At 39.1% G+C, this 22,919-nt stretch carries 25 protein-coding genes and 1 riboswitch; of the genes, 2 read left to right on the top strand and 23 right to left on the bottom strand.

What is annotated here, in order from left to right:
• The 3 genes from ltrA to DKZ56_RS08120 all read right to left on the bottom strand — a co-directional run.
• On the bottom strand, positions 1 to 658 hold a 658-nt coding region (ltrA, locus tag DKZ56_RS08130; protein ID WP_208649522.1), incomplete at its 3' end, for a group II intron reverse transcriptase/maturase.
• A 596-nt stretch (positions 659 to 1,254) separates the two neighbouring features.
• Positions 1,255 to 1,929 carry a DUF1129 family protein gene (locus DKZ56_RS08125; protein ID WP_208649521.1) on the bottom strand — a complete coding sequence of 225 codons (675 nt, stop codon included), beginning with the start codon at positions 1,927 to 1,929 and terminating at the stop codon, positions 1,255 to 1,257.
• Entirely contained in the window at positions 1,913 to 2,251 is a 339-nt protein-coding gene (locus tag DKZ56_RS08120) for a PadR family transcriptional regulator (RefSeq protein WP_208649520.1), read from the bottom strand. Before DKZ56_RS08120 ends, DKZ56_RS08125 begins: the two co-directional genes overlap by 17 nt.
• A gap of 193 nt (positions 2,252 to 2,444) precedes the next feature.
• On the opposite strand from DKZ56_RS08120, the gene fabI reads away from it, so the two are divergent.
• Entirely contained in the window at positions 2,445 to 3,221 is a 777-nt protein-coding gene (gene fabI / locus DKZ56_RS08115; RefSeq protein ID WP_208649519.1) for an enoyl-ACP reductase FabI, read from the top strand.
• Positions 3,222 to 3,791: 570 nt separating this feature from the next.
• On the opposite strand, the gene DKZ56_RS08110 is transcribed toward fabI, so the two are convergent.
• The 14 genes from DKZ56_RS08110 to DKZ56_RS08045 all read right to left on the bottom strand — a co-directional run bounded on the left by DKZ56_RS08110 (position 3,792) and on the right by DKZ56_RS08045 (position 17,098).
• Positions 3,792 to 4,088 carry a cupin domain-containing protein gene (locus DKZ56_RS08110; RefSeq protein ID WP_208649518.1) on the bottom strand — a complete coding sequence of 99 codons (297 nt, stop codon included), beginning with the start codon at positions 4,086 to 4,088 and terminating at the stop codon, positions 3,792 to 3,794.
• A 45-nt stretch (positions 4,089 to 4,133) separates the two neighbouring features.
• Positions 4,134 to 4,763: a TlpA disulfide reductase family protein gene (locus DKZ56_RS08105; RefSeq protein WP_208649517.1), complete on the bottom strand. Its 630-nt coding sequence runs from the start codon at positions 4,761 to 4,763 to the stop codon at positions 4,134 to 4,136.
• A 77-nt stretch (positions 4,764 to 4,840) separates the two neighbouring features.
• Positions 4,841 to 5,422, bottom strand: a complete 582-nt coding sequence (locus DKZ56_RS08100) for an ECF transporter S component (protein ID WP_281275641.1) — start codon at positions 5,420 to 5,422, stop codon at positions 4,841 to 4,843.
• A gap of 221 nt (positions 5,423 to 5,643) precedes the next feature.
• A riboswitch (FMN riboswitch) is annotated at positions 5,644 to 5,779 on the bottom strand.
• A gap of 88 nt (positions 5,780 to 5,867) precedes the next feature.
• Positions 5,868 to 7,052, bottom strand: coding sequence for a hypothetical protein (locus DKZ56_RS08095; RefSeq protein ID WP_208649516.1), 1,185 nt, complete (start codon positions 7,050 to 7,052; stop codon positions 5,868 to 5,870).
• Complete coding sequence (locus DKZ56_RS08090; protein WP_208649515.1) at positions 7,042 to 7,575, bottom strand: RNA polymerase sigma factor SigX; 534 nt, start codon at positions 7,573 to 7,575, stop codon at positions 7,042 to 7,044. The genes DKZ56_RS08095 and DKZ56_RS08090 overlap by 11 nt, the downstream gene beginning before the upstream one ends.
• A gap of 185 nt (positions 7,576 to 7,760) precedes the next feature.
• Entirely contained in the window at positions 7,761 to 9,545 is a 1,785-nt protein-coding gene (locus DKZ56_RS08085; protein ID WP_208649514.1) for an ATP-binding protein, read from the bottom strand.
• Positions 9,538 to 10,254, bottom strand: coding sequence for a response regulator transcription factor (locus tag DKZ56_RS08080; RefSeq protein ID WP_208649513.1), 717 nt, complete (start codon positions 10,252 to 10,254; stop codon positions 9,538 to 9,540). Before DKZ56_RS08080 ends, DKZ56_RS08085 begins: the two co-directional genes overlap by 8 nt.
• A gap of 150 nt (positions 10,255 to 10,404) precedes the next feature.
• Positions 10,405 to 11,586: a c-type cytochrome biogenesis protein CcsB gene (gene ccsB, locus DKZ56_RS08075; protein WP_281275639.1), complete on the bottom strand. Its 1,182-nt coding sequence runs from the start codon at positions 11,584 to 11,586 to the stop codon at positions 10,405 to 10,407.
• Positions 11,583 to 13,238: a cytochrome c biogenesis ResB family protein gene (locus tag DKZ56_RS08070; RefSeq protein ID WP_245989380.1), complete on the bottom strand. Its 1,656-nt coding sequence runs from the start codon at positions 13,236 to 13,238 to the stop codon at positions 11,583 to 11,585. The genes ccsB and DKZ56_RS08070 overlap by 4 nt, the downstream gene beginning before the upstream one ends.
• A 14-nt stretch (positions 13,239 to 13,252) precedes the next feature.
• Positions 13,253 to 13,786 carry a thiol-disulfide oxidoreductase ResA gene (resA, locus tag DKZ56_RS08065; RefSeq protein ID WP_208649512.1) on the bottom strand — a complete coding sequence of 178 codons (534 nt, stop codon included), beginning with the start codon at positions 13,784 to 13,786 and terminating at the stop codon, positions 13,253 to 13,255.
• Positions 13,787 to 13,893: 107 nt separating this feature from the next.
• Entirely contained in the window at positions 13,894 to 14,628 is a 735-nt protein-coding gene (locus DKZ56_RS08060) for a pseudouridine synthase (RefSeq protein WP_208649511.1), read from the bottom strand.
• Positions 14,629 to 14,754: 126 nt separating this feature from the next.
• A complete protein-coding gene (locus DKZ56_RS08055) occupies positions 14,755 to 15,744 on the bottom strand; it encodes a D-alanyl-D-alanine carboxypeptidase family protein (RefSeq protein ID WP_208649510.1) in 990 nt (329 codons plus the stop codon).
• Between the two features lie 12 nt (positions 15,745 to 15,756).
• Positions 15,757 to 16,332 (bottom strand): SMC-Scp complex subunit ScpB, encoded by a 576-nt coding sequence (scpB, locus tag DKZ56_RS08050; RefSeq protein ID WP_208652203.1) that lies wholly within the window; start codon positions 16,330 to 16,332, stop codon positions 15,757 to 15,759.
• Entirely contained in the window at positions 16,319 to 17,098 is a 780-nt protein-coding gene (locus DKZ56_RS08045; protein ID WP_208649509.1) for a segregation/condensation protein A, read from the bottom strand. Before DKZ56_RS08045 ends, scpB begins: the two co-directional genes overlap by 14 nt.
• Positions 17,099 to 17,151: 53 nt before the next feature.
• Here DKZ56_RS08045 and DKZ56_RS08040 point away from each other — a divergent pair, with 53 nt between their 5' ends.
• Positions 17,152 to 17,652, top strand: coding sequence for a DUF309 domain-containing protein (locus DKZ56_RS08040; protein WP_208652202.1), 501 nt, complete (start codon positions 17,152 to 17,154; stop codon positions 17,650 to 17,652).
• On the opposite strand, the gene DKZ56_RS08035 is transcribed toward DKZ56_RS08040, so the two are convergent.
• From DKZ56_RS08035 to spoIIAA, 6 genes are all read right to left on the bottom strand, one after another.
• The gene (locus DKZ56_RS08035) at positions 17,649 to 18,017 is read right to left on the bottom strand and encodes a GNAT family N-acetyltransferase (protein WP_208652201.1); all 369 of its coding nucleotides are present in this window, start codon (positions 18,015 to 18,017) and stop codon (positions 17,649 to 17,651) included. The genes DKZ56_RS08040 and DKZ56_RS08035 overlap by 4 nt on opposite strands.
• A 198-nt stretch (positions 18,018 to 18,215) precedes the next feature.
• On the bottom strand, positions 18,216 to 19,541 hold the full coding sequence (gene lysA, locus DKZ56_RS08030) for a diaminopimelate decarboxylase (protein ID WP_208649508.1): 1,326 nt from the start codon (positions 19,539 to 19,541) through the stop codon (positions 18,216 to 18,218).
• A gap of 212 nt (positions 19,542 to 19,753) precedes the next feature.
• Positions 19,754 to 21,214, bottom strand: a complete 1,461-nt coding sequence (locus DKZ56_RS08025; protein WP_208649507.1) for a spore germination protein — start codon at positions 21,212 to 21,214, stop codon at positions 19,754 to 19,756.
• On the bottom strand, positions 21,211 to 22,002 hold the full coding sequence (locus tag DKZ56_RS08020; protein WP_208649506.1) for a SigF/SigG family RNA polymerase sporulation sigma factor: 792 nt from the start codon (positions 22,000 to 22,002) through the stop codon (positions 21,211 to 21,213). Before DKZ56_RS08020 ends, DKZ56_RS08025 begins: the two co-directional genes overlap by 4 nt.
• Positions 22,003 to 22,088: 86 nt before the next feature.
• Positions 22,089 to 22,532 carry an anti-sigma F factor gene (gene spoIIAB, locus DKZ56_RS08015; protein WP_208649505.1) on the bottom strand — a complete coding sequence of 148 codons (444 nt, stop codon included), beginning with the start codon at positions 22,530 to 22,532 and terminating at the stop codon, positions 22,089 to 22,091.
• Entirely contained in the window at positions 22,525 to 22,875 is a 351-nt protein-coding gene (gene spoIIAA, locus DKZ56_RS08010) for an anti-sigma F factor antagonist (RefSeq protein ID WP_208649504.1), read from the bottom strand. The genes spoIIAB and spoIIAA overlap by 8 nt, the downstream gene beginning before the upstream one ends.
• Positions 22,876 to 22,919 lie beyond the last annotated feature (44 nt).

Genomic DNA, 22,919 nt, shown 5'->3' with positions numbered 1-22,919 from the left:
ATCGAACGAATTTGTGTCCTCTTCTTTCCAATTCTTTATCTAGTTCATCTAGTACAATGTTAGATAGTAGCGGACTTAATGGTCCTCCTTGTGGAGTTCCCTCAAATGTGCTTGATACCACACCATTAATCATGACGCCCGATTGTAAATACTTACGAATCAATTTCAGTAATGGTTTATCTTGGATTCTCTTCGCGAGTGTACCCATTAATCTGTCATGGTTGACCTTATCAAAGAATTTCTCCAAGTCCATATCTACAACCCATCGATGTCCATCTCTTATATATTCTTTCGCTTTCCTCACCGCATCATGAGCACTTCGGTTTGGTCGAAATCCGTAGCTGTTTTCAGAGAATGTAGGGTCATACACTTTTGAAAGTACTTGGGCGATTGCTTGTTGAATCAAACGGTCTGTTACGGTAGGGATTCCTAGTAAACGAACACCGCCGTCAGGTTTCGGGATTTCGACTCTGCGGACTGGCATTGGTTCATAAGTTCCCTTGAGAATTGCCTCCTTAATAGTTAGCCAGTTTTCGACTATGTGCTGTCGTAAGTTTTGTACGGGCATCATATCTACTCCGTGGCTTCCTTTATTCTGTTCTACACGTTTTAGTGCTTGAAGCATATTCTCCCGTGACAGGATTTGATTCAAAAGCATCGTTATTCTCCTTCCGTGAATAGCTTGTCTTCTTATGCCAGTGGTCACTCCACCCTCCAAGAGGTCCCCCACGGGATTCACCGCTTCCTTCCTCAAGTGAGGTACTACGTTTTCTGTGTTCATCATGACTCACTGAATGCCAAGGGCTATTCTCTCTTAATTGTTCGGTCCTTCTTAGTAGTTCTAAACCAACTAATACGATGACCTCTGCTGACTTCTGACGGTTCAGCTACTTATCACTAAGTAGGTTATGAAGAGTACTTCACATATCCGCCAGACCTCCCCGGGTAAGTACATGCACTTTCACACCATCTATCCGCCTCATTTACTCGATATGACCTTCGACAGAAAGAGCTTTGTTTTGTTTTGCAAACTCACTCAATCATACCTAGCCTTATATGAGGTTCGTGTTCCTCGGACCGGAAGTTTGCCGCTCGCTTCCTTCAGATTCCGCGTCACCACGGACACCCTTGCGTTGAGCTAACCTCTACTTCTGTCTTCGGGGTTCGGGACTTACACCCTATAGTTCATGTACATGCCGGGCGCACAAAAAGAGCGAATGAAGCGACTTTGATTTTCATTCGCTCTTTTATTTTTTATGTTTGGCTCTCCCGCATTTTCTTAAATAAATAAGAAGCTAGTAGAAAGAAGCAGCCAAGACCGAAAATTGAATAATAGGAAGTTTCAAAAGATGGGCCAAAGGGGTGAATGGCAAATTTCACATAAAGGCTTAAGGCAAATAATCCAACAATCAGAATTCCATATAAAATGGTGCCGACTTTTTTCTTTCTGCGATCTTTAAAAGCTTCTTTTTTCAATAGAACGAAAACAAAATGAATCAATACCGCTAAACTTGCAATCAAAAGAAGCCCAGAGACAACAAGCGTTCCTGAATAAATCGTCTGGTCCTCTTTTTGTATAAGGGGCACAATTCCCCTAGCAATAAAATACCAACCAAATAAAGTCATAATGATCTCAACAATAAATTCTAGTTGGCGTTTCCATGATTCTTTCGGCAAGGAAGCAATGATTTCATCCGCCAGCTCTTTCGGATTTTTTCCAAACACTTCCTTAGCCGTCTTGCCTTCTTTTTGCGCCTCCAATAGATGATCGAGCATTTCAAGCAGCACTTCTTCTATTGCCCGCTCATCCCGGCTGAAATTCGCTCGTATATAGACAAGGAAGTTCTCGTAGTATTCTTGATTTTCCTTTGTCAAAAGTTTGCGCTTTTCGTTATTTTGCCGTATGAGTTCTTTAACAGGAACTTTCATGTTCATCCCTCCCTAATAGTTTCTCTATGGCACTTGAAAGAAGCTTCCATTCGTTTCTGATTTCTTCAAGTGCTTCTTTTCCTTTGATGGTGATCGAATAATATTTTCGATTTGGCCCTGAATCGGATGCCCTCACTTCCCCAACAATATATCCATTTTTTTGAAGACGAAGCAACACTGGATAAATCGTTCCTTCACTAATTTCCAACCCCACTTGCTCCAGTTTTTTGGACAACTCATATCCATATATTTTATCTTTTTCAATGATGGCTAAAATACATCCATCGAGTACACCTTTTAACAACTGGCTTCGGATGGACAAAGATGCCACCTCCCGACTTTTCTATCTTGCATTACAAGTTACCTGTGCATAACTATCTTGCATTGCAAATTAACTATACATAACTATATTGTATTACAAAATAGATGTCAATAGTTGTTGTTGATTTTTACAAAAAATGCTGTTAATATTTTAGTAGTTGGTACTAATAACTGCTGTTAAAGGGGTTAATTTAATGGATCATTTAAATTTAAATAATAAAAATATTGTTGTCATGGGCGTTGCCAATGAACGAAGCATCGCTTGGGGAGCAGCGAAAAAACTGTTGGAAGTTGGATCAAACGTCATTTTCACTTACCGAAAAGAACGCTCAAAAGCAAAAATCGAAAAACTATTAGAAGACTACAAAGATCATAAAACCGCTGTTATTGAATGTGATGTAAACAGCGATGAATCCATTCAAAATGCATTTAAACAAATCGGCGAACAATTCGGTGTCATTCACGGCATTGTCCACTCTGTTGCCTTTGCCCATGCAGAAGACTTAAAAAACCGCTTTGTTGAGACAACGCGCGATGGTTTTGCCTTCGCTCTTGATACAAGCGCTTATTCTTTAATTGCCGTTGCAAGAGAAGCGCGTCCTTACATGACAGAAGGCGGTTCCATTGTAACAATGTCTTACCTCGGGGCAGAACGCGTGCTTGAAGGATATAATGTTATGGGTGTTGCAAAAGCTGCATTGGAAGCATCCGTCCGTTATTTGGCAGCAGACTTGGGCAAAGAAGGTATTCGCGTGAATGCCATTTCTGCCGGCGCCATCCGCACCCTTGCGGCAAAAGGAGTTCCAAGCTTCAATGAAGCCCTTCACCGCTACGAAGAAACATCACCACTAAAACGCAATACAAACAAAGAAGAAGTGGGCGATATGACAGTCGTAATGTTGAGCGACTTATCCCGAGGCATCACAGGAGAAACGATTTACGTCGACTCCGGCTATCATATTATGGGATAAATGGATTTTAAAAAAAGAGGCTGGGACATAAACAAAAAATGAAAGGGGCAGTTGAAAGAGTGTTGATAAAAAATTGAACTAACGAAAAATTGATTGAAGTGACGGGGCGAGTTTCTGTCGCGCACGCTTAGTCGCAAAGCGGAGCAAGCTCAAGGAAGTAAATTCAAAGCTTTCCTGCGACGAGCCCTCTCGAGACCACGAGGAGCGAAGGAATGAATCAGAGGAGGGCCTGCGGAAAGCGTCCCCGGAACGGAAATCAATTTTAATAACATATCAAAAAGAGGCTGGGACATAACTAATAAAGTGAACGAGCTGCAAAAAGATTTTTTGTAAAAAATTGATTGGAGTGACGGGGCGACTCCTGCGGGAACAGCCCGAGTCTCGAGACCCCGCAGGAGCGAAGAATTGAGCTCCGAGGAGGCTCGAGCCGGGCCCGCGGAAAGCGTCCCCGGAACGGAAATCAATTTTCTTCAATTATCAAAAAAACACCATTTTCTCCCGGGAGAAAATGGTGTTTTTTATCTTTTGTCCCAGCCCCTTTTTTAGATTTGTCCCAACCTCTTTTCTATTCTACTTTATTTTTACAACAACGATGTCCGCATCTTCTTTTGCCGTCAAGCTGTGCATTTCTTTTGGCCCCATGTGTAATAATGTTTCACTCGTCAATTCCACAGTTTCATTTTCCACTGTAAAGGATACAACACCGCTTCGAACGACAATCAACACATCGCAATCAGCGAAATGGCTTGGAATGGATTCCCCTGATTTTAATTGAATATTCATCACTTGCATTTTGGCCGTTTCAAACACTTTTCCTGCCTGTTTATTTTTTTCATTTAATACATAAGGAGTATTCATTACTTGCATAGATGATTCCTCCAATTCCTTTTCTTCCATTATAATACATTTACTTCATGGAAATTTCTCCAATAACGCATCTTTTGTAACGGGGCCAATGATTTTTTCAATAATGCGGCCATCCTCGCTGATGATGAAACTTGTTGGAATCGTAAGCACTTGATAACGTTTTGAAACTTCTCCTTGCTCATCCAACAAAACAGGAAACTGCAATTGATATTCTTCAGAAAAATCGTTCACATCTTCAGGGGAAATCTCTTGGTCGGTAATATTGACCGCCAATATTTCTACATTGAGCTTTTTTGCCTCCTGCACATAAAAATCGTTTAATTGTGGCATTTCTTCTTTGCAAGGCGGGCACCAGCTCGTCCAAAAGTTCAGCAAGATTTTTTTCCCTTTAAAATCCGACAACTTTATAGTTCCATGATTGATGGTTTTGAGTTTGAAATCCGTAGCCTCTAAATCCATCGGCTGATAGGATGTCTCCAATAAATGCTCCTCGTCATCTTCAAATTCGTGCATTTCTTCCATTCCTAAATGCTGATATAAAAAATCAATAAACTCATTTTCCGTCATCGTCTCCTCTTCTCTCTTTTCCTCCTTAAAAAAATGAGAATAAATTGTCCAAATGCCTGTACAACCAATTAATAATAAAAAGAAAATAGATATTTTCTCTTTTTTCATAGCACCTTCCTTCATCTTAGTATATGTTCAAAAGACATGAAAAAGGAGTTTGCTAAACTTGCAAACTCCTTTTTGATTTATTGTTTTTGCAATAAGTATTGGGCTCTTTGGTTTTCAATCCATGTTCTCATCGTTCTAAACAGCATCAATACTAGCACCATTAATAAGATGCCTTTCACAATATTAAACGGCAAAATACCGAGTACAATCGTTTCTTTTACATCAAAGCTTCCCATACCTAAGAAATACGTATACATCGGCAAGAAAGCAACATAGTTCAAGATGCTCATGCCAATCGCCATTGTAAAGGTTCCGGCAACTAGTCCAAAAATTAAACCTCGTAAGGAATTTGATTTTTTATAAATGTAATATACAGGCAAAATAAACAAGATGCCAGTTGCAAAATTTGCCATGTGGCCTACCGGAACTCCAGTCGGCGCACCGATAAACAACCAATTCAAAATATTTTTAATCAGCTCTACTAAAATGCCAGCAACAGGTCCCATTGTAATCGCTGCAAGCAATGCAGGAACGTCGCTGAAATCAATTTCTAAAAATACCGGAAAATAAGGCAATGGGAAGTTTAAAAACATTAAAATGAATGAAATACTTGATAGCATGGCGATTGTTACAAATGATCGCACTTTCATTTTCTTCATTAGCACACTCTCCTCTTTGCTGATTCAATCTGCAAGAAGAAAGGTACTAGTCGGCTTCGTCAAAAATAAAATCCCTTATGCAAATTTGCATAAGGGAGAAAAAGATACAGTTAGAGACAACACATGACTAAAAAAGACCATAGGAAACTAGGTGTTGGATAATTACAAAAAGCCAACACTTCACAAGTCACGTGCAAAATGCCCATAACGAAAAGCGACCGTACCATCTTCTCCCATCCAGACTATACTGTCGGCTTTGGAATCTCACCAAATCCTGCTCTAAAAGAGCTCGCGGGCTTAAGAACATCAAGTTCTAACACCGCCGGTCGGGAATTTCACCCTGCCCCGAAGATGAATCATTATTTAATTTACACTTATTATAGGAGAATGATGAAAATTTGTAAAGTCATTAATTCAAGATATTTAGAATATTATTTTACGATATTTACTCATTTTCCAACACCGTATACGGCAATTGATTTGGTCCCAATGGAATAGGCAAAGGTTTTGTAAAGTCGAATCCTTCCCATTCCGCTTGCACTATATTCTCAAATTGAACCGCCATGTTGAATCCTGCAGCTGTCAAGAGCATGCCTTCAATCATCTGCATAGCTTCCACTTGATTATAATTGAATAAATCCAATGGTTCTTTAAAAGCGATTTTCACAATATTCTGCTCAACCTTTATTGTATAATCGACATTTGGCAATACAACCGATTGATAAACCTCATTCGTGCTTCTCTTTAATGCTTCCATTGCTTCTTCAATCGTCGAAAAAGTTTCTCTATAATTCGGCGCTAAAAATGCAGCTCCATCCTGTTGGACATACTTAAAATAGCTGTGCTGAGTTCTTTCATCCGAAATTAGCAGCGAACTTTCTTTCCCTATTTCCTTCGGCTGATTCTGTTCATCGACAAATTCTATTTCTTGGTAATCAGAAAATGTATCCATTAGAGTGGCATAATAGGTGGAAAGAGTTGCTTCACTAGCATCATATGGATGGTCTTCCGGTAATTGATGAACTACCTTCCCATTGCTTTCGATAATTTTTCCATCATATGGGTGATAATCGACAAATCCTAATAAATTCTCGTTTAAACGTGGTGCATACAAATTATACATTTCTACTGGTGTTGGATTTGCCTTCCCAAAATCTTCTAATATTTTTTCATTAGGTATTAAAATCGTTACCGGAATGCTATCTGCATCATCGCTTGCAAGCCCTATTTTAAAAAGGGTATTTCCGTCTAATTGTTCAGGATAAACAGCCGTTTTCATATCCACTTCCGTCATCATGATATTCACGGAATCTTCTTGCCCTTCTTCCAAGTGATTGAATTTTTCCATTTCTTCATTCTTTACATCATTTGTAATCTTTGCCTCTTCAGAAATGGAGCGGCTCATGAATGTTGGAATGAGAATCGCTAAAAATAATGCGGCACAAGCGGCAATGATCCAAGGGATATATTTAGATTTTTTCTTCATAACTTTGTTTGGAGGCACTTCATCAAATACCCCGTCCTGCTTCAAACGTTCAAACACTTCTTCCTTTGAACGGGCATCATGAATTTTTGGAACTTTTTTCAGTAGTTCTTCTATACGCTCTTCATCCCAATGTTCATGATTCATGTGGTTTCGCCTCCTTATGATGTGATAACAATTCCCGCAATTGCTTTATGGCGCGGTATTGAGTCGTCTTGACTTTTCCTTCCGTCCAATTTAATACGGCTGCTGTCTCTGCAATGGATAATTCTTGAAAATAACGCAAAATAATCACCATTTGCTGATCCCCTGTACACTTCTCCAGGGCTTCTAACAGTTGCTTCAGTTCATCATTGAGTTCGGTAAAGGCTTCCGGTGATTTCGTTGGAGATACAAGCTGTTCCTTTTCCCAGTCAAAAAATTGAAGGGAACGGGATGCCCGCACGGAATTTTTCCGAAAATAATCAATGGCTACATTTTTTGCAATGGCAAAAAGCCACGTCTTTTCAGAGCTTTTCCCTTGAAATCGATCATAAGACTTCAAAACTCGTACATATACTTCATGGGACAAGTCTTCCGCCACCAATCGATCCTTTACCAAATATACTAAAAATTGGAACACATCTTGATGATAATAATCATACAGTCGATGGAATATGGATTCTTTCAATCCACGCCACCTCCATCCTTATTCATTTTGTCGTTTTAAGATAAAAAATGTTACGCAGAAGAAAAGTTTCCACATAAGAAAATTTTTGCATAAAAAAGAAAAAGAATCCGCTTCCCTCCAGGTAAAAGGGTACCATACTTCAATAAAATGGCAAGTCCCATCTTTACCTAGAGAGCCACGAATTCTTAACCGTTTAATGGCAAGTAGAAAGTAAAGGTTGTTCCTTTTCCTAATTCGCTCTCTACCCGAATATTTCCGTTATGCGCTTCTACAATATTTTTGGCGATGGCAAGTCCTAACCCCGTACCTACTTTTTTATTTCGAGTTCTTGCCTTATCCGCTTTATAGAATCGTTCAAAAACAAATGGCAAGTCTTCTTTTGAAATGCCTTCTCCCGTATCGGATACTTGAACTTTCAAATAGGATAACTCATGTTCCAACGATACGGTGACACTGCCCTCTGCAGGTGTATGCCGGATTGCGTTATCAATTAAATTTGTCAACACTTGTTCGATGCGGTCTTCATCAATGCTAATCACCGCATCATCCGACATTTCTGTATGGAAATTCAAATGAACATGGTTTTCCTTCGCTACTTGGCTGAACTTTTGGGTAATTCGTTCAAACACCGGATTGATTGGTACAGACTCTTTCACTAATGTCGTATGCCCCGATTCCATTCTCGCCAAATCGAGCAAATCAGCCACTAAACGACCCATGCGTTGGGATTCATCATATATAATTCGAATCATTTCATTTCGTTCTTCTTCCGACTCGACAATGCCATCCAAAATGGCTTCTGAATACCCTTGCAGCATGGCAATCGGAGTTCTTAATTCATGGGAAACATTGGCAATAAAATCTGAACGCAATTTATCCAATTTAATCTGTTCCGTCATATCCCGAATAACCGCTATGGCACCGCGGATGGCCTGACTGCTGCTTTTCAATGGACTGATGGTAATGCGATAATAGGAACCATCAATTTCTAAATCTTCCTCAAGCTTATCTTCGAAGGTTAATACATGATCCAACATGGCATAAAATTCATCTGGCAAAAATAGTTCTTTATTCATGCCGTTCCGGATAAACCAGCGCTGCAACAATCGTTCCGCTGGAGGGTTGCTCAGCAAGATGGTTTTGTCCCGATTAAAGGTAATCACAGCATCCGTCATGGATGTAAGAATGCTTGATAACTGTTCCTTTTCTTGGTTGATTACTTCTAAATGATGTTTTAATTGTCGGCCCATTTGATTGAAAGCTACAGCCAACTGCCCGATTTCATCGCTCTGATTTGTCGGCAGACGCTCATCAAAATTTCCTTTTGCAATATCAAAGGCATATTCCCGCATTTTTCGAAGGGGCTGCGTAATTTTGGATGACAAGAAAAAAGCAAAAAAAGTGGTTAACACAAAAGCAATCAGCGCTGAAAGAAAGACAATTTTAGTTGTTTGTTCCGTCGTTTCATGCAAAGCAGAAGGATTTTGATAAATAAACAATTCGCCTTGCACTTCATTCTCAATGGATAAAGGATATCCCAATACAAAATACGATTCCATTTTGTCTTCATCCGTTTGGGAAGGCAAAATCATTTGTCGAATAATTGGTTTATTGGATTTAAAAATGTTTTGGAATTCTTTTGATTCCAGCAACTCTTTTCTGATTTCCTCTTGATTTTTTCCTGACTGGTAGCTTGAGATAACCGTATGATCATCTAGGGCGATAAATGCATTGGTATCTTCAATTAATAAATCTTGCAATAAATCATCGGTGATTTGATCGATATCCGTATGGGCAACAATATTTGAAATGGTCGTTGCCGCTTGTTTTAATGAACTTTCCGCTTGTTTAATGTGGAAATCATCAAGAAATTCAAGCATGGCAACGGTAAAAATAAATAACACAAATGAAACGAGAAGCAATATGGTTGCCCATAGCTTCCCGACAAGACTATTCCATATTCTAGTCATTGATAACCTCGAACTTGTAACCTACGCCCCATACGGTTACAATCATTTTTGCCGCCTTATCCGATACGCGGTTTAATTTTTCACGTAAGCGCTTTATATGGGTATCGACAGTGCGCAAATCGCCGAAGAAATCATAATGCCATACTTCTTTTAATAATTGTTCGCGATCGAAAACTTTATCTGGCGACTTTGCTAAGAAATAAAGAAGTTCGTATTCTTTCGGTGTTAAGTTCACTTCTTGTCCATCACATGTTACTCGATGGGCATCATTATCGATCGTTAAATGAGGGAATACGACAATATCTCTTGATGTAGTCGTACTTGACATTTGAGTCAACGCGCTGGAACGTCGTAAAATCGCTTTCACGCGCAAAACTACCTCACGTGGACTAAATGGTTTAACAATGTAATCATCCGCCCCTAATTCAAACCCTTGCACCCGATTTGCTTCTTCACCTTTTGCAGTTAATAAAATAATTGGCGTCGATTTTTTTTCTCTCAACTCTTCACAAACTTGCAAGCCATCTTTTTCAGGCATCATTATATCTAAAATGACGCAATGATAATCTTTATCCAAAGCTTTTTTTAACGCAACTTCCCCGTTCTCAGCCTCATCTACCTCGTATCCTTCGCGCTCTAAATACATTTTTAAAAGACGACGAATTCGATCTTCATCATCTACGACTAAAATAGAAACTTTTTCAGACACGATGTTACCCCTCTCTTTGCATAATCTGCTATAAACATTGTACAATTTTATGAATAAAAATTAAAGACTAATAAAAGAGGTTGGAACAAATAAAAAAAAACATCACTTTCTCCAAAGAGAAAATGATGTTTTTTGATATGTTATAAAAAATTATGCATAAGAATGCAAGCCAGCAATTACTAAGTTGACAAAGACTAAGTTAAAGATGATAATGGCAAATCCGATTAATGCAAGCCATGCGGATTTTCTTCCTTCCCAGCCTTTGGACAGGCGCAAATGAAGATAAGCTGCATAGAACAACCAAGTAATCAACGCCCATACTTCTTTTGGATCCCATCCCCAGAATCGGCCCCATGCTTCTTGAGCCCAAATCATGGCAAAGACAAGAGCTCCTAATGTGAAGATTGGGAAACCCATTAATACAGAACGGTATCCAATTTCATCGGTTAAGTTGGAGTTCACTTTTGTCATTAAAGGATTCAAAAGTTCACAAATGCGTTTGCGGACAATTAAGCGATATAGCAAATAAAGAATCGTACCAGCCAAGAATGACCATGTCACAGTTGTCAATTTTTTTGCATTAATTAAAGCCGGCATTTCCAATAAAGGCTCCATTGCGCCATCTGATTTTAATTCATATTCATTCATGCCAAAGATGGCTGGCATATTATAAACAATTTCTCTTTCCATACCCGTTTTATCAATATAAGTAAACTCAGCTTCATATCCCATGCCGCGGAAAGTAAGTGTTACAATAACAAAACCAACGACAACAACACAGAAATATAAAATTGCTTCAAGCCAAAAACGCTCTTTTGAAGGCGTTTTTGGATCCACTTCTTTCAATAGATAAATTAAAGCGGCAACTGCGCTAATGGCAAGAATGGATTGACCAATAGCGGCTGTCACAACGTGTATCGTCAACCAGTGGCTTTGCAATGACGGCACAAGCGGCGTTACATCCGTAGGGAACATCGTCGCATAAGAAATGAAAAGTACTGCAATTGGCAATGCCACTAATCCAAGTATTTTCACTCGGTAAATAAAGTAGATTAATATAAATGCCCCCACTAAGAACATTCCAAAGGCTGTTGTAAATTCAAACATATTGCTGACAGGAGCATGTCCTGCATAAATCCAGCGGGTGACAAAATAACCCAGTTGTGCAATAAAACCAATAATCGAAACAACAATTCCTGCTTTTCCCCATTTTTCCGCTCTATTTGCAGCTCCATCATTCTGTTTGATAGAACCTGCAATTAACACCGTACCTAAAATATAGGCAATAAATGCGATTAACAGCAAATTGCTGCTTATATCAATCAAACTCATTCGACATCGTCACCTTCCCTATTTTTATCTACATTTTCAATATCCAGTTGGTCAATATATTTCGGTAAATGCGCATACTCTGTCACAGCATCTAAATCTTTTTTAATACTAAACCAGTTTTTATTTGTATGAGCGGCAAGCAAAATCGTACCATCTTCTAGTTGTTGCACCCATAGGCGACGATGATTCCAATAAGAACCAATGGCTACACCAATTAGGAAAATAACTCCCCCAATAATCAATATTGGAATCGTTACATCTTTCTTGATTAATAATCCAGATGCGTTTCTTGTTTCCACATTTTTAAATGTCATTTTGTATTCATTTTCTCCCGCTTCAACAGGCGCAGCGCCAATCGAAACGAAACTGATTTCCCCTTCAGGTTTGTCAGGGGTAATCATTTTAAATACAAAAGCAGGATTGTTTGGGTATTGGGATGCTGTTTGTGGAACGCCATCTTTCATTCCAGAAAAGTCAGGATAATATTTCATGATTTCAACTTTTGTATTTTCACCTAAAACATACTCTTTTTCTGGATTCGTTAAATCAATTTTTACTGAACCTAGAGACTCTCCTGATTCTTTATTGGTTAAATCAAATGTCATTGTTTTTAGTTCATTTAACCGATAATCCATTTGATAAATGGCATATCCATCATATTTTAATGGATGGTTGACACGAATGGAATACTCTTTCACAAGTTCCATGTCATCCGTATTCCCTAATACAGCACCTTCTGCTTGTTTATAAAGCTTGACATCTGTTTGATAATTTTTCGCAATGGCAGTAACGCCTTGTTGAATTTGAGCCTTTGTTGGCTCATTATCATAAGTTTCTATAATAAATTGCTTATTTTCCAGGAAATATCCTTCCATACCTGGAACTGCCCGAACTTCTCCTTCACGGATCCACATGGCTTCATCTACGTGGAAACCTGGAATGAAGCGCAGCATTACCCCAAAGATAAATATAATGAGCCCAAGGTGATTTATGTATGGACCAGAACGGGCAAAGCGGTTTTTTTCCGCAAATAAAGCGTTTCCATCCCTCCGTACTTTATAGCGCAGTTTCGCCATTTTCTCAGCAACTAACTCGAGGGTTTTTGACGGGTCGCCTTCAGTTACTGGTCCATGAGCAACAATTCGCTGCTTCTTCATAAAGCTTTCGTGTCGTTTTACCCGCTGATTTTTTAACGACTTATAAAGAGGAATCCCTCTGTCGAGACTTGCCACAATTATTGAAATGGCTAATAACCCAACTAAAATCTGATACCACCAGGAATTATAAATATCAGAGAAGCCAAGTTCATAATACAATTTTCCGATGGTTCCATAGTTTTGTTCATAATATAGCGCTTTTTCCGCTTCTGTAGCCGCTTGGATATTAAATTTCTGAGGAAAAAATGTACCAATGGAAGAAGTAATTAGTGTAATAACGATCAACGCAACGCCGACCTTTACACTAGAAAAGAAGTTCCAAATTTTATCAATGATAGATTTATTGTATGTCTTGGAACGAATAGCTGAACCATCATACCGCATATCAAGCACTTTTTGAGCTTTTGCATCTTCAGACAGCGGTCTTCCGCATTTTCCACAAATCTTTGTACCATACGGATTTTCATGACCACAAACACATGAGATTTTTTCCATAATTGTAAATACTCCTATTCTGGCTTAATTGACTCCATAAATGATTGTATTTGTTCTTCTGACAATTCACCAGGAGGAATTCTTTTTACTTTTCCATCCGGACTAATTAAGAAAGTAGCTGGCAATTGACCCACATTATACGCCTGCATCACACTTTTCGTTTTATCAATCACCACTGGGAATGTAAGATTATACTCATCCACAAATTTTTGCACTTCAAAATTGGATTGGGCAATATTGACAGCTAATACTTGAACGCCTTTATCTTTGAATTGTTGATATTGGCGTTCCATGGCAGGCATTTCTCTCTTGCACGGTTCACACCATGTTCCCCAGAAATTCAGGAAAACGCCCTGCCCTTTGTAGTCGGATAATCGATGAGTATTACCTTCCAAATCAACCAGTTCAAAATTAGGCGCCTGATCTCCATCGGCTAAGACTTTCACTTCATCTTTCTTTGCGGAGTTGTATATTGTATAAATAATCGCACACGCCAACACAAGGAGGATAACTCCTCTAATAATCGAGCGTTTCTTTTTCTTCTCCATTTAGCAACCTCCTAGAAAAGGGAACATTAAAATCTCTTTCAATTATAGCAAATATTTCATCAACCAAATATGAAATGTTTTTGAAGGTTATCACTATAGTTGTAGTACTAACCGATTTTTCCTGTTTCTGCAAGCACCCGCAATTGTTTGACTTCATGGGGGGTCAACTTGCGAAATTCTCCTGCATTAAGTCCCCTTAAATCGAGGAAGGCAAAACGTTCACGCTTTAATTTAACGACAGGCGTTCCAATCGCTTCAAACATGCGGCGGACTTGCCGGTTGCGCCCTTCATGAATGGTAATTTCACATATGGCTTTATTTGCTTTTCGATCGATTTTTTTCAACTCCACCTTGGCAGGAGCCGTCATTCCATCTTCAAGCATAATTCCTCTACGCAATCTTTTGATATCTTCAAATTGAGGAATGCCTTTTAAACGAGCTATATAAGTTTTTTCAATTTTGTATTTTGGATGGGTCATTAAATTAGCAAATTCGCCATCATTCGTTAAGAGCAACAGACCAGATGTATCATAATCAAGACGGCCAACAGGGAAAATTCGCTCTTCCACGTGGTTTTTAAAATAATCCATTACCGTTTTTCTTCCTTTATCATCGGATACGGTAGAAACAACCCCCCGCGGTTTATAGAATAAATAATAGACTTTCTTTTCCCTTTCCACTTTCACTCCATTAACTTCCACGACATCCGATCTGGACACCTTTGTCCCTAAAGCTTTCACAACCTCGCCGTTAACTTTCACTTTTCCTTCCAAAATCAACTGCTCTGCTTTCCGCCTTGAAGCAATTCCTGCTTGTGCAATAACCTTTTGAAGCCTTTCCATCGATGACTCACCCCTAAAACCTTAACTTTTACTGATGAAAATTATGTCATATTTCGTTTTAATATTAAAGAAAAATAACTTGTGTTATAAATGGAAAAGCTGCCCGAGATAACCGGACAGCTGGATTCATTTTATTGTCACCCTTGTTGAATAAATGCTTTCATTGTTTAAAAACACATGCCAAATGCCATATTTGCTGTCTTTATTTCTTGATAGATGCAGCACGTTTTTTAACTGGTCTTCTTCTTCTTCGGAAACAAGCAATCGAATTGGTTGTTTAAGTTCCACCGTGATATCATTAGCTGCTTTATACTTCCCTTTTTTCACGACTGTTTTTACATCGTACTCTTCAAATACATGATTTGCAAGCTGTTTATGTACTTGCCAATCGTTGGCTTCATTCAGCGTTACTACGATGATGCGCTCGTCATCTCTTTCAAAGTACGTTGCAAGCGTCCGTCCAGCAACTTTTGTATAGCCTGTTTTTCCTGCAACAGCACCAACGTTTTCTCTCAACAGCCGATGTTTGTTCAGCCAAGTTGTGCCGTTTTTCGTATTGCTTTTATATTGGATGGTGGAAGCAATTTTATAAAAATCTTTATTTTCCAAAGCGATTCTTAACATTTGAGCCGTGTCATAGGCGCTGGAAAGATGCAAGTCGTGATGCAAGCCCGATGGATTCGTAAAATACGTATTATTCAATCGGTAAAGCATTGCTTTTTCGTTCATTAAATCTACAAATCCTTGAACAGAGCCTCCTGCGTGTTCCGCCAAAGCATAAGCTGCATCATTTCCGGAGCGGAGCATTAACCCATACAGCAACGTTTCTACAGTGACAGCTTCGCCCGGCTCCAAATAGATGGATGACCCTTCGCTCATAGCAGCTTCCCGGGAAATCACCACTTCATCATCCAAATTACTGTTCTCAATCGCCACAAGGGCCGTCCAAATTTTCGTCAAACTGGCAATGGGCATTCTTGCATGCTCATTGTTCCCTATCAACGTTCTTCCTGTATCGGCATCAATCACCACATAAGAAGCTTTCACCGCCTGTTGCGCAAAAAAATAGAACGTTAATGAAACAATGAAAGCAGTTATCAACTTTGCTAAGTTCACTCCGTCACTCCTTTATTGTTCTTCTTTATGAAACACTTCCTGGAATTTTGTCATGAAAAGATCTGTCTGTTCATTTTCATCTTCTATATTTCCTTCAGGCAAAGGAGGAAGTTCTGACAGGTCTTTTAATCCAAAGTAATTTAAAAACTCTTTCGTTGTTCCGTAAAGGATGGCCCGCCCTGTTCCTTCTGCTCGTCCAACTTCCCGGATAAGTCCCCGAGAAATGAGGGTCTGAATGGGCCGCTCACTTTTGACTCCGCGCAAGTCCTCAATTTCCGCCCTTGTGATCGGTTGCTTGTAAGCGATAATGGCAAGGACTTCCAACGATGCAGTTGATAATACTTGGCTGTTTGGATTTTCAACTAACTTTTTGATGGTCGTTGCTAATTCAGGCTTGGTTGTTAATAAATATGTATCTGCTAATTGTTTAATCGTGATACCGGAAGCAGCATTGTTTTCGTAATGGGTTTTTAACTCGCTTAATCCAGCTTCAATATCCACTTCCCCCACATCTAATAAATCCGCCAGTTGTTTTATCGTCAACCCTTCATCACCTACTACAAATAGCAATGCCTCAATTTTGCTCATCAATATCTTCGAGTTCACCTGACAGTTCCTCCTTCAGCAATATCACCGTTAAATCTTCAAAGTTATGTTCCTGCTCGACGAAAACAACTTGACGCTTCATCAGTTCCAATAGCGATAAAAAAGTAACAATAATCGTTGATTTATCTTCGTAAGGGAAAAGGTCAAAGAAACTGGATTTTCCTCCTTTAGTTTTTAGGATATCCACCACTTTAAACATTTGTTCTTTGACAGGAATATCTTGCTTTTTCACCGTTGTTTTTAAAGGCTTTCGAAGCTGTTTTCTGCGCAGCATTTTTTGAAAGGCATATAGCAAGTCATAAACATTGACATCGGCATTAAATAAAGCCAGCTGCTCGTCCGGCATATATGGGGAAAGGTCGCTTGGCGGTTTTGTGTAGTTTTCAGGGCGGTTTTCCTCCATCTTTTTCAATTCATTGGCCGCCTCTTTAAACTTTTTATATTCAATCAGCTTTAACACTAATTCTTCCCTTGGGTCAGGTTCTTCCAGTTCAAAATCTTCCTCTTCCATTTCTCCTTCATGAATCGGAAGCAGCATGCGGCTTTTAATGGCAAGAAGCGTTGCCGCCATCACTAAATATTCACTGGCTTCCTCAAGCTCCAATACTTTCATGGCCCGTACATGCTCCATATATTGAGCCGTTAATTCGGCCATCGGGATATCATATATATCAATTTCCAAACGTTGAATTAAATGCAATAATAAATCAAGCGGTCCTTGAAACGCATCTAATTTTACTTCATACATAAGTCACACACCTTGAATTCCTAAAAATTAAAGTAGAAAAGAGGTTTCCATTGATGCATCCTTTATGGCATCCGTCATTTATCGATTTTTGCGCATATTTCAATGGTAATCAAGATTATTTTGAATGTCACGAAGTTTTAGAGGAATATTGGAAGAAGATTGCACCGGGAAATAAAAAACATCCACTTGTCGGTTATATACAACTTTCCACTGGATTGTATCATTGGAGAAGAAACAACTACCGTGGTGCTGCTCGAATGATGAAAAGCGCTTATGAAAAATTTTTGTCCAATCAACGCCATCCATTTTTTGATTATATCGATTTTCAGCAATTATGTAAGGATTGCCTTCAAAGTTTAGAATCCATTGAAAAAAATCAACCCTTTGCATCTTTTCAAATCAAGCTGACAAATCCGGAGTTAGAGGAACTAGTGAAAGAAAAAATCAAGTCTCTTCCTTCGCTGCCTCATGAATTTCTTTATCATAAGCATATGCTGCGCGATCGTTCAGATATTCTTACAATGCGGGATGAAAAAAGAAACGGCAGACGTTAATTTCCGTCTGCCTCTTGTAAACTGTGCAAGCATTTATTAACAAAAGGTTCTGTTATTTCACAAGCTTTAACTTCTGTAAATTCCCCAGAATTCATTAATTCTTTTATCATTTTTTTGGCAATCCCTTCCCCACGATAAGAAGGAACAACCGTAATATGTTGGATGATAGCAACAGAATCTTCTACTCGAACGCCTACAATTCCAACATATTCATCATTATTTTTCCATAAATATAATTGCCAATTGTCTTTTTGTTCATAGGACTGCATTGTTTCCATCAATTTTTTGACGTCCTTTTCCTGTGGCATAAATGAAAGTAATCCCATCGCAATTTTTTCGAGTGATTTTTTATAACGAACTAACATCATACATTCCCTCGTTTTCTAATCGCATACAATATCCTCGTCTATCGTACACGATTTCGATTCAAGAATCAAATTTTCATCCAATTAATGCCAATTCACCCAATCAATTCATCAACGGTATTAAGATAAAAATGTAAAACAATGCCCATATTAAACAAAAAGCAACGATTATACCTAGCAATTTCCATCTTGATATTTTCACAATTGATTCACCTTATCTAGTTGATATTCCATGTCGTTTAAAATTAGATCTTCATAGCTTTCTCTGCGAATCGCTAATTGGTGTTTTCCATTTTCCACAAACACAACAGCTGGTCTTGGTACGCGGTTATAGTTGGATGCCATGGAATAGCCGTAAGCTCCTGTGCAGAAGATGGCTAAAATATCTCCAGGTTCAGCTTTTTGGAGTGCAGCATCTATAATTAGTTTATCGCCAGATTCGCAAAGTTTTCCTGCTACTGTATACTGATAATTTCTTGGTTCATTGGCTTTATTGGCAATAACCGCTTCATATTTGGCATCGTATAATGCCGGACGGATATTGTCGCTCATACCGCCGTCAACGGCAATATATTCGCGGATATTTGGAACGACTTTGCGGGAGCCGATTGTATATAATGTTGTACCTGCATCTCCTACTAAAGAACGGCCCGGTTCAATCCAAATTTCCGGCATGGATAAATTGCGCTTTGCCGTTTCTTCTTTCACCGTTTTTACCATTTCTTCTACATATACATGAGGCTCAAGAGGGCGATCTTCTTCCGTATAGCGGATGCCGAAGCCTCCTCCTAAATTGAGAACCTTGCATTCATAGTTATATTTTTTATGCCATTCATCGATTTTTTCAATTAATTTGCCAGCAGCTAAACTAAAGCCGTCCGTTTCAAAAATTTGAGAGCCTATATGGCAATGTAAACCTAGTAAATTTAAATATTCATAATCTCCTACAAGCTGGAACGCTTCATCGGCTTGTCCGTTATTTAAATCAAAACCAAATTTGGAATCTGCTTGGCCGGTTGTAATGAAATCGTGGGTATGGGCTTCAACACCTGGGGTTACGCGCAATAAGATGTTCATTGATTGTTTTCGTGATTCTGAAATCTTTTTTAATAGTTCAATTTCATAGAAATTATCTACCACGATACAACCAATCTTTGCATCAAAAGCGAGGATTAATTCATCATAGGACTTGTTGTTTCCATGGAAATGGATGCGTTCTGCTGGAAAATTAGCTTTTAAAGCCGTATATAATTCTCCGCCGGAAACCACATCTAGCGATAAATTTTCTTCTTTCACAAATTGATAGATTGCAATGCAAGAGAAAGCTTTTGAAGCATAGGCAACTTGTGCGTTCACGCCATGCTTTTGGAATGTTTCTCTAAATGCTCGCGCGCGGTTTCGGACCAATTCTAGATCATATACGATAAGCGGTGTTCCGTATTCTTTTGCCAGTTCAACTGCATCAACACCGCCGATATGTAAATGACCGTTTTCTCCAATCGTTTGTGTTCCGTATAAGTGCATAGATTCCCCTCCGTTTACGATTAAGCTATCCACATCAACTAAAAGCAACTTTAATCAATAGAAAATTGAAAAATTTTTATAGGAGGCTGTCCAACCATTGATGACAGCCCCGTTTCAGAAAAATTGAATTTTTCGACAATGGATAGCTGCAATTTTTAATATTATGTTTGAACTTTAACATAGGCGCATATCTTTTCGCAACTGTATTTTGATTAAGTCCGCTTCCGCTGCTTTGCTCCTACGATATATGGCCGCAGCGCATCTTCTGACATTGGGAATCGAATAAATACTCTTAAGAAAGCTTTTGGGAAAAATGGTACAAGCGGCCACATATAAGGAATTTGCATCGGCCGTAAAGCGCAGAAGTATGAAAAAATGATAAAGAAACCGATGAAAAACCCGCTCGGCCCAAATAACGCCGTTAACACTAAAACGATAAAACGGAAATATTTAATGGAAACGCTCAATTCAAAGGTTGGAATTGCAAAAGTAAAAATCGCTACAACCGCTGAATAAAGAACCACTTCCGACGAAAATAATCCAACATCGATGGCAATTTGGCCAATGATAACGCCTGCTACCAAACCCATGGCTGTAGATAGCGGCGTTGGCGTATGAATCGCAGCAATCCTCAAATATTCCAACCCTAAATCGGCAATAAAAACTTGAAGCAAGAGCGGAATATTCGATTCTTCTTTCGCACCGATAAAATCAAGCGCTTCCGGTAAATATTCTTCATGAGTGGCCAGCAAATACCATATAGGCATCAATGTTAAACTTAAAATAATGGCCGAATAGCGCAACAGCCGCACAGTCGAACCGACAAGTGGCGATTGCCTATATTCCTCTGCATGCTGCATCAAGTGGAATAGTGTAATTGGCAGCAAAATGACAGATGGAGAGGTATCTACGATGATGGCGATATGGCCTTCCAAAAGGTGGGCAGCAACGATATCCGGCCTTTCTGAATAGCGGACAAAAGGCACCGGATGAAACCGTTGTTTAAAAATCCACTCTTCCAATGTTTTATCGGCCATGGTCAATCCATCATGCTTGATTTCTTCGATGCGCTGTTTCACCCAATTTAAATGTTTGTCATTGACGATGTCTTTAAGATAAGCAATCGCAATGTCTGTTCGGCCGTTAGACGTGATTTTATGCAGCTCAAAGCGAAGTGCAGGACTTCGGATTCTTCTGCGAATGAGCGCAGTATTAACCATGATGTTTTCTGCAAAGCCGTCACGGGAACCTCGAATAACCTTTTCATTGTCCGGCTCTTCCGGTTGGCGTCCAGGATAATTTCTTAATTCGGTCAAGTACGCATATCCTTGCTGTGTAACAAAACCGACCTGGCCGCTTAAAACGCCTAGCAAAAATTCTTCTTTGTCTTTCGGTTCAGCTTTTCCGTAGAAATTGAAAATATTATCAAAATAAGTATCTTCCTTTTCAACCGGAAGCAGATGGTGTTGTTTTTCATCGCTGTTAAAATAAAGCGGTGTCAGTTGAACTGTTAGCGTGCTTCCATCAACAAGTCCGCTTATATACACACATAATACAGGCAAATCTTTCACATGCACTTCTTTAATGCAAACATCGAAAGATTCGTTTTTTCCAAATTTTGAATACAAAAATTCTTTTGCGTCCTCTATTGATGCAAAGATTTTGTTTGTCATTTATTCACCGTCTTTTTCTTTTTTTGTGTTGTCGTAGATGTATCCATCCATTCTTTTAATTGGGCTAGAATTTTCTTTTCTAGCCTTGAAACTTGTACTTGGGAGATTCCAAGCCTTTCCGCAATATCCGTTTGAGTCAAATCCAAATAATACCGCAAGTAAATGATGGCTTGTTCCCGTTTATCGAGTTTTTTCAACACTTCTTTTAGGGAAATATAATGAAACGGCAATTCGGATTTTTCATCCTTCATTTGATCCATTAACGTAATGGAATCTCCTTCTGACTCGAACAACTGCTCATGGAGAGAGGCTGGATCTCTCATCGCATCGGTCGCCACTAAAATTTCATCCTGCGACACTCCGAGCATTTCAGCTAATTCTGAGACTGAAGGTGGCTTCTCATTGGTCTTTAAATATTCATCGGTTACTTGGCGTATTTTATAGTTCAATTCACGGATGGAACGGCTTACTTTCACCATGCCGTCATCACGCAAAAAACGCTGTATTTCACCGATGATCATCGGCACTGCATAAGTTGAAAATTTAACGTCATAGGATAAATCAAACTTGTCCACTGATTTCATCAAACCGATACAACCAATTTGGAAAAGATCTTCAAGCTCAACCCCACGAGAAGCAAAGCGTTGAACAATCGACCAAACAAGCCGCGTATTCCCTTCAATCATTTGTTTGCGAGCTTCCATATCACCAGCTTGTGCGAGCTTAATCAACTCGCGCATCTTTTCCTGCGTTAACAACACATTGGACGGCTGTTCGATTGTCCTCATCCCCCTTACTTCTTCCAAATCCCTTTAGTAGATTGGCATTCCGTTTGAAAATTATTCTTCATATAAAGGTGTTGTATTTCACTCGGTTAAGAAATTTGCTTCATTTTCATCGAGTGAAATTTTTTGGAAAAAGTAACAACCGTGCCAACACCTGGTTCCGATTCCACTTGAAGATGGTCCGCAAAACTTTCCATGATGGTAAATCCCATGCCTGACCGTTCCATATCGGGCTTTGTGGTAAATAATGGTTCCATCGCTTTTTTAATATCAGGAATCCCTTTCCCTTCATCTTTCACAACAACTGAAACAACATCCCCCTCACGAACAGCATGGACTGTGACAATTCCTTTGCCATCCTCATCGTATCCATGAATAATTGCATTGGAGACAGCTTCTGAAACAATTGTCTTAAACTCCGAAAGTTCATCGATTGTTGGATCCAATTGAGCGACGAAACTTGTTACAGCAATTCTCGCTAAGCTCTCATTTTCACTTAATGCTACGAATGAAAGTGTCATTTCATTATCCATTCACAATCCCCCTTGCATATAAAATCGCCTCTTCTTCTTTGCCCTCCATCACAAACTTGCTTAACCCCGAGAATTGAAAAATTTTTTTCATCGTGTTTGATGGATTTAAGATGATGGTTTGCCCATTGACCGCACTTAGTTCTCTCATGCGCCCCAAAATGAGGCCAACTCCGGAACTATCCATAAAATTCAATCTTTCCAAATTCCAAATAATGGTGTGCAATTTTCCTTTCATAATAGTTTTGGAAATGTCTTTTCGAATTTTCTCCGTTTCATGATGATCTAATTCGCCATAAAGCCGGATAATGGCAATATCATTTTCCATATTAATTTCATAATTCATCCGTTACATCGCCTCCTCCCTTCGCAATTCCACACAGCACGTCT

It is taken from the genome of Ureibacillus thermophilus, assembly GCF_004331915.1.
In the GTDB taxonomy this organism is placed as follows: Bacteria; Bacillota; Bacilli; order Bacillales_A; family Planococcaceae; genus Ureibacillus; species Ureibacillus thermophilus.
The sequence above is the reverse complement of the archived record's forward strand: the minus strand, read 5'-3'. Positions and strand labels throughout refer to the sequence as shown.

Excerpts from the sequence above, each read along its gene's own strand:
- ccsB (WP_281275639.1), bottom strand. The coding sequence starts at position 11,586 with ATGAGTTTGATTGATATAAGCAGCAATTTGCTGTTAATCGCATTTATT.
- DKZ56_RS08045 (WP_208649509.1), bottom strand. The coding sequence starts at position 17,098 with ATGTATGAAGTAAAATTAGATGCGTTTCAAGGACCGCTTGATTTATTA.
- scpB (WP_208652203.1), bottom strand. The coding sequence starts at position 16,332 with ATGAGCAAAATTGAGGCATTGCTATTTGTAGTAGGTGATGAAGGGTTG.
- spoIIAB (WP_208649505.1), bottom strand. The coding sequence starts at position 22,532 with ATGGATAATGAAATGACACTTTCATTCGTAGCATTAAGTGAAAATGAG.
- DKZ56_RS08100 (WP_281275641.1), bottom strand. The coding sequence starts at position 5,422 with ATGAAGAAAATGAAAGTGCGATCATTTGTAACAATCGCCATGCTATCA.
- DKZ56_RS08040 (WP_208652202.1), top strand. The coding sequence starts at position 17,152 with ATGCATCCTTTATGGCATCCGTCATTTATCGATTTTTGCGCATATTTC.
- spoIIAA (WP_208649504.1), bottom strand. The coding sequence starts at position 22,875 with ATGAATTATGAAATTAATATGGAAAATGATATTGCCATTATCCGGCTT.
- DKZ56_RS08070 (WP_245989380.1), bottom strand. The coding sequence starts at position 13,238 with ATGGAAAAAATCTCATGTGTTTGTGGTCATGAAAATCCGTATGGTACA.
- DKZ56_RS08020 (WP_208649506.1), bottom strand. The coding sequence starts at position 22,002 with ATGAGGACAATCGAACAGCCGTCCAATGTGTTGTTAACGCAGGAAAAG.
- DKZ56_RS08125 (WP_208649521.1), bottom strand. The coding sequence starts at position 1,929 with ATGAAAGTTCCTGTTAAAGAACTCATACGGCAAAATAACGAAAAGCGC.
- DKZ56_RS08035 (WP_208652201.1), bottom strand. The coding sequence starts at position 18,017 with ATGTTAGTTCGTTATAAAAAATCACTCGAAAAAATTGCGATGGGATTA.
- DKZ56_RS08060 (WP_208649511.1), bottom strand. The coding sequence starts at position 14,628 with ATGGAAAGGCTTCAAAAGGTTATTGCACAAGCAGGAATTGCTTCAAGG.
- DKZ56_RS08105 (WP_208649517.1), bottom strand. The coding sequence starts at position 4,763 with ATGAAAAAAGAGAAAATATCTATTTTCTTTTTATTATTAATTGGTTGT.
- DKZ56_RS08095 (WP_208649516.1), bottom strand. The coding sequence starts at position 7,052 with ATGAATCATGAACATTGGGATGAAGAGCGTATAGAAGAACTACTGAAA.
- DKZ56_RS08085 (WP_208649514.1), bottom strand. The coding sequence starts at position 9,545 with ATGACTAGAATATGGAATAGTCTTGTCGGGAAGCTATGGGCAACCATA.
- DKZ56_RS08025 (WP_208649507.1), bottom strand. The coding sequence starts at position 21,214 with ATGACAAACAAAATCTTTGCATCAATAGAGGACGCAAAAGAATTTTTG.
- lysA (WP_208649508.1), bottom strand. The coding sequence starts at position 19,541 with ATGCACTTATACGGAACACAAACGATTGGAGAAAACGGTCATTTACAT.
- resA (WP_208649512.1), bottom strand. The coding sequence starts at position 13,786 with ATGGAGAAGAAAAAGAAACGCTCGATTATTAGAGGAGTTATCCTCCTT.
- fabI (WP_208649519.1), top strand. The coding sequence starts at position 2,445 with ATGGATCATTTAAATTTAAATAATAAAAATATTGTTGTCATGGGCGTT.
- DKZ56_RS08110 (WP_208649518.1), bottom strand. The coding sequence starts at position 4,088 with ATGCAAGTAATGAATACTCCTTATGTATTAAATGAAAAAAATAAACAG.